The sequence below is a fragment of the Mesorhizobium sp. M4A.F.Ca.ET.020.02.1.1 genome, assembly GCF_004022645.1.
In the GTDB taxonomy this organism is placed as follows: domain Bacteria; phylum Pseudomonadota; class Alphaproteobacteria; order Rhizobiales; family Rhizobiaceae; genus Mesorhizobium.
This window is the reverse complement of sequence record NZ_RZOI01000849.1, coordinates 1-2,353: the sequence shown is the minus strand read 5'-3', so window position 1 is coordinate 2,353 and position 2,353 is coordinate 1. Positions and strand designations below refer to the sequence as shown.

Here is a 2,353-nt window from a genome sequence, read left to right as displayed (position 1 = left end):
GGACGCGCCGCAAGGCGCGATCGTCGAACTGGCGCCGGCCCGCGCCGCGCTGATGGGAACGATCGCTGAGCGGATAGCGGGGCACGGCGGCGCCGGCCTTTTCATCGACTACGGCCATCTCCGGCCTGGCATCGGCGACACGCTGCAGGCCTTGCGCAAGCATGATCACGACAACGTGCTGGCCAATCCGGGCGAAGCGGACCTCACCGCGCATGTCGATTTCGCCGCCCTGGCAGCGACCGCCCGGGCGCACGGCCTCGATGTCGAAACGACCACGCAGGGCGATTTCCTGCTCGGCATGGGCCTGCTCGAAAGGGCGGGATCGCTGGGCGCCAAGGCGGATGGAAAGTCGCGGCAAGCCATTTCCGACGCCGTTGAGCGGCTGGCTGGGCCTGATGCTATGGGGGAGTTGTTCAAGGTCCTGAAAATGCTGCCTAAGGCCGGTCCAGTCTCTTGAGCCAAGGCGGGCGGCCGGGTTGCGAACCCGGTCGCGCAAACGGGCTCTTGTCCGAACTTCACCTTGACGAAATCGCCGGCGCGGACAACAAACCCATCCATGCTCAATCAGACCAAACCGGATCCTGTTCGCTCACCCTTGCTCGAAGCGGCGAAAGCCAGGGGCATCCGCCACGGCTACTTCACCCGTATCGGCGGCGTCTCCGACGGCATCTATCGCGGCCTCAACATCGGCACCGGCTCGAATGACGATCAGGAGCGCGTCAAAGAGAACCGCCGCCGCGTCGCCGAATGGATGGGGGTGCCGGCCAGCCATCTGCTGACCGCGCATCAGGTCCACTCGCCCGATGTCGTCATCGCCAGGGAGCCCTTTGCCGGCCCTCGTCCCACGGCCGACGCCATCGTCACCGACCGGCCGGGCATAGCCGTCGGCGCCTCGACGGCCGATTGCGGGCCGGTGCTGTTCGCCGACACCGAGGCGCGCGTCGTCGGCGCCGCGCATGCCGGCTGGAAAGGCGCCTTCGCCGGCGTGCTCGAAAACACGGTCGCGGCGATGGAAGGCCTCGGCGCCCGCCGCGAGCGTATCGTTGCCGTTCTCGGACCGTCGATCGGGCCGGAGAACTACGAGGTCGGACCCGAATTCATCTCGCGTTTCGTCGACGCCGATGCCGGCAACATCAGCTATTTCGCGCCATCGGCCAAACCCGGCCATGCGCTGTTCGACCTCAACCTCTATACGGTCGACCGGCTGAGAAAGACGGGCGTCACCGCCGAGGGTCTCGGCCGCTGCACTTACACTGAAGAACACCTTTTCTATTCCTACCGGCGCACCACCCATCGCAAGGAAGCGGATTACGGACGCCAGGTTTCGGCAATTGTTTTGGAGAAAGAATAATGGCGCTGCACTTCGAACGATCGGAATTCGACGCGCGGCGCGACCGGCTCATCATCGAGATGACGGAGAAGAAGCTCGATGCCGTGCTCCTGTTCGCGCAGGAGAGCATGTATTGGCTGACCGGATACGACACGTTCGGCTTCTGCTTCTTCCAGTGCCTGGTGGTGAAGGCCGACGGGTCGATGGTGCTGCTGACCCGCTCGGCCGATCTCAGGCAGGCGCGCCAAACCTCGATCATCGACAACATCGTCCTGTGGACCGACCGCGACGGCGCCAACCCGGCGATCGACCTGCGCAACCTGCTCAACGAGCTCGACCTGCTCGGCGCCCGCATCGGCGTCGAATACGACACCCATGGCCTGACGGCGTACAACGGCCGCCGCCTCGACGAGCAACTGCAGACCTTCGGCCAGATCGCCGATGCATCGGGCATCGTTGGACGGCTGCGTCTGTTCAAGAGCCCGGCCGAGATCGCCAAGGTCGAAAAGGCCGCCAGCCTGTCCGACGACGCGCTCGATGCTGCCCTGCCGCTGATCAAGCAGGGCGGCGACGAGGCGCTGATCCTTGCCGCCATGCAGGGCGCGGTCTTTGCCGGCGGCGGCGACTACCCGGCCAATGAATTCATTATCGGCTCCGGCGTCGACGCGCTGCTCTGTCGCTACAAGGCCGGGCGCCGCAAGCTGACCAAGAACGACCAGCTGACACTCGAATGGGCCGGCGTCTTCCACCACTATCACGCGCCGATGATGCGCACGGCGCTGACCGGAAGGGTCTCGAAGCGCCATCAGGAGCTGTTCGATGCTGCCCGCGCCGCGCTTCTGGCGGTGGAGAAGGCGATGACGCCCGGCAACACCTTCGGCGACGTCTTCGACACACATGCCCGAACGCTCGAAGCCCACAACCTGACCAAGCACCGGCTGAACGCCTGCGGCTATTCGGTCGGCGCCCGCTTCACACCGTCATGGATGGACATGCCGATGTTCTATCAGGGCAATCCCGAGC

Annotated in this window: 3 protein-coding genes; all 3 read left to right on the top strand. The window is 65.4% G+C overall.

Translation table 11 applies throughout. The features are described from left to right. Positions 1–457, top strand: a 457-nt coding sequence (locus EN742_RS32080) for an SAM-dependent methyltransferase (RefSeq protein WP_189375691.1), incomplete at its 5' end; no start/stop codon positions are given. 99 nt (positions 458–556) lie between these two features. After that, positions 557–1,351 (top strand): peptidoglycan editing factor PgeF, encoded by a 795-nt coding sequence (gene pgeF, locus EN742_RS32075; RefSeq protein WP_126058689.1) that lies wholly within the window; start codon positions 557–559, stop codon positions 1,349–1,351. Next, a partial coding sequence (locus tag EN742_RS32070; RefSeq protein WP_148670410.1) for a Xaa-Pro peptidase family protein occupies positions 1,351–2,353 on the top strand: 1,003 nt, incomplete at its 3' end. The genes pgeF and EN742_RS32070, both read left to right, overlap by 1 nt.